This is a genomic window from Pseudoduganella sp. RAF53_2 (assembly GCF_052113985.1).
Classification (GTDB): domain Bacteria; phylum Pseudomonadota; class Gammaproteobacteria; order Burkholderiales; family Burkholderiaceae_D; genus Rugamonas.
Map to the genome: position 1 here is coordinate 1 of NZ_JBFRDW010000740.1, position 2727 is coordinate 2727.

The window sequence follows — 2727 nt, forward strand, 5'->3', positions numbered from 1 at the left end:
GTTCGTGGCCGAGAAAACCGTTAAGCAGATGATCGCCGCCGGCTGCCACGTCAAGGGCGCCAAGGTGAACGTGCTGGGCCTGACCTTTAAGGAAAACTGCCCGGACCTGCGCAACTCGAAAGTGGCCGACGTGGTCTTCGAGCTGCAGTCCTATGGTCTGGACGTGCATGTGCACGATCCGGTGGCCGACAGCGAAGAGTCGGTGCACGAATACGGCATCAAGCTGGAGAGCTGGGACGCACTGCCGCAAGCGGATGCCCTGGTGGCAGCCGTGTCGCACAAAGAGCTGCTGGCACTGTCGCTGGGCGACCTGTCGTCCAAGCTGAATCCGGGCGGCTGCTTCATCGACGTGAAGTCGGCCTTCAATATGGCCGGCCTGCGTGAAGCGGGCTTCAGCGTCTGGCGCCTGTAATCTTGGAGACAGCAGCCGTGGGCAAGTTCGAGCAAGTGCAGGAACACCTGAAAGGCCAGCGCTATCACTGGCTGGTAACGGGTGCGGCCGGCTTCRTCGGTTCCAATCTCGTGGAGGCCCTGCTCAAGCTGGGCCAGCGCGTGACGGGCCTGGACAACTTTGCCACCGGCCATCAGCACAACCTGGACCAGGTGCGCGAGCTGGTAGGTTCGRCCAACTGGGCCAATTTTGATTTTATCGAAGCCGATATCCGCGACAAGGACGCCTGCGCGCGCGCCTGCCAGGGCATTGACTTCGTGCTGCACCAGGCGGCATTGGGCTCCGTGACGCGTTCGATCGAAGATCCGCTCACCACGCACGAGACCAACGTCACCGGACATTTGAACATGCTGATTGCGGCGCGCGACGCGAAAGTAAAGCGTTTCGTGTACGCCGCTTCCAGCTCGACTTACGGCGACCATCCCGGCCTGCCGAAAGTCGAACACCAGATCGGCAATCCCTTGTCGCCCTATGCGGTGACCAAGTACGCCAATGAGCTGTACGCGGACGTTTTCGCCCGCTGCTACGGCGCGCAATCTATCGGCCTGCGCTACTTCAATGTATTCGGGCCGCGTCAGGACCCGGAAGGTGCCTATGCTGCGGTGATTCCGCAGTGGGTATCGGACCTGATTCGCAACCGTCCGCTGTTTATCAATGGCGACGGCGAAACGAGCCGCGATTTCTGCTTCATCGATAACGTGGTTCAGGCCAACCTGCTGGCGGCGACGGCTGAAAAGCCGGAAGCGGTCAACCAGGTGTACAACGTGGCGCTCAATGAGCGCACTACGCTTAACCAGCTTTACCTGATGATGCGTGAGCTGCTGCAGGTGCAATTCCCGCACCTGCACGAGCACAAGGCGCAGTACCAGGGCTTCCGCGCCGGCGACGTGCGTCATTCGCAAGCCGATATTGGCAAGGCGCGTGAGCTACTGGGGTTCAATCCTTCGCACCGCATCGGCGAGGGACTGAAAGAAGCTATGGATTGGTATGTCCGCAATCTGGCGGATCAATGATCCGCCGCACAACGAATTACCGGGGAAACTGCGTGGGGACGCAGCTCTTCATCCGGCAATAAGAAGCAGTACTGCGGGAGGGAAAAAATGCTAAGAATCTCCAACCACTATATTTCAAAGGTGGTGTTCAGCCTATTGTTTCTGGAAGTGATGATCCTGATTGGCTCGTTCTATGCTGGAGCGGGTCTGCGTTTCTTTGACGGCGATCAGTTCCTGTTACCTAAGCTCGATCACTTCTTCATGTCGGCCTGTATTTTCGCGGCCGCCATCGTGTTCAGCATGAGTGCGCTGGGCATGTACCAGATCAATTTCCAGGAAGGGCTGCGCAATCCCTTCTTCCTGCAATTGATGCCTTCTTTCGCCATGGGTTTCTGTATCCTGACCCTGGTATTCTATCTGGCGCCTGAGCTGTACTTCGGCCGCGGCATCCTGGTGATGGTGTATTCCTTTGCTGCCATCGGCATCCTGATGGCGCGCGGCATTTTCCTGAAGACTTCGCGTACCCGCTTCCTGGAGACGCGCATCATCTTCCTCGGCGGAGGTGCTCTGGCAAAGGAGTGCGGCGACCTGGCCGTGCGGCCGGGTAACTATCGCAAATACGATATCGCCGGCTTCGTGCCGGTGCCGTCGGAAGATGTGCAAGTGCCGCAGAATAAGCTGCTGCACCTGGCTGACGGCGGCTCTCTGGTAGCGCTGGCCAATGCCCAGCGTGTTTCCGAGATCGTGGTGTCGGTGCAGAACCGCCGCGGCGGCGCCTTCCCGATCAAGGAACTGCTGGAGTGCAAAACCTTCGGCATCCAGGTGACCGACGCTGCTACTTTCTTCGAGCGCGAAACCTGCCAGATCCGTGTCGATTCGCTGCAGCCTTCCTGGCTGGTCTTCGGCGGCGGTTTTGACCAGAGCTTCGCCCGCATCTTCATGAAGCGTTCCGTGGACGTGGTGGCCAGTCTAGCCCTGCTGGTGGCAACGCTGCCGGTGATGTTGCTGACGGCACTCGCGATCGTGCTGGAGGATGGCGCCCCTGTGTTCTACTCGCAGGAGCGCGTCGGCAAGGATGGCCACGTGTTCAAGGTGCTGAAGTTCCGTTCCATGTTCAAGAACGCGGAAAAGAACGGCACCCCGCAGTGGGCATCCAAGAACGACCCGCGTATCACGCGCGTGGGCAATATCATCCGCAAGCTGCGGATCGATGAACTGCCGCAGATCCTGAACGTGCTGAAGGGCGAAATGTCCTTCGTCGGTCCGCGTCCGGAGCGTCCATAC

3 protein-coding genes are annotated in these 2727 nt (G+C 59.4%); all 3 read left to right on the forward strand.

Annotation, left to right across the window (positions count from 1 at the left end; genetic code table 11):
• Nucleotides 1-412: UDP binding domain-containing protein (locus AB4Z11_RS28735; RefSeq protein WP_442029236.1), on the forward strand; the 412-nt coding region annotated here is incomplete at its 5' end.
• 2 nt (nucleotides 413-414) lie between these two features.
• Nucleotides 415-1464, forward strand: coding sequence for an SDR family oxidoreductase (locus tag AB4Z11_RS28740; protein ID WP_442029237.1), 1050 nt, complete (start codon nucleotides 415-417; stop codon nucleotides 1462-1464).
• Nucleotides 1465-1551: 87 nt separating this feature from the next.
• The coding region (locus AB4Z11_RS28745) for a TIGR03013 family XrtA/PEP-CTERM system glycosyltransferase (RefSeq protein WP_442029238.1) at nucleotides 1552-2727 on the forward strand (1176 nt) is incomplete at its 3' end.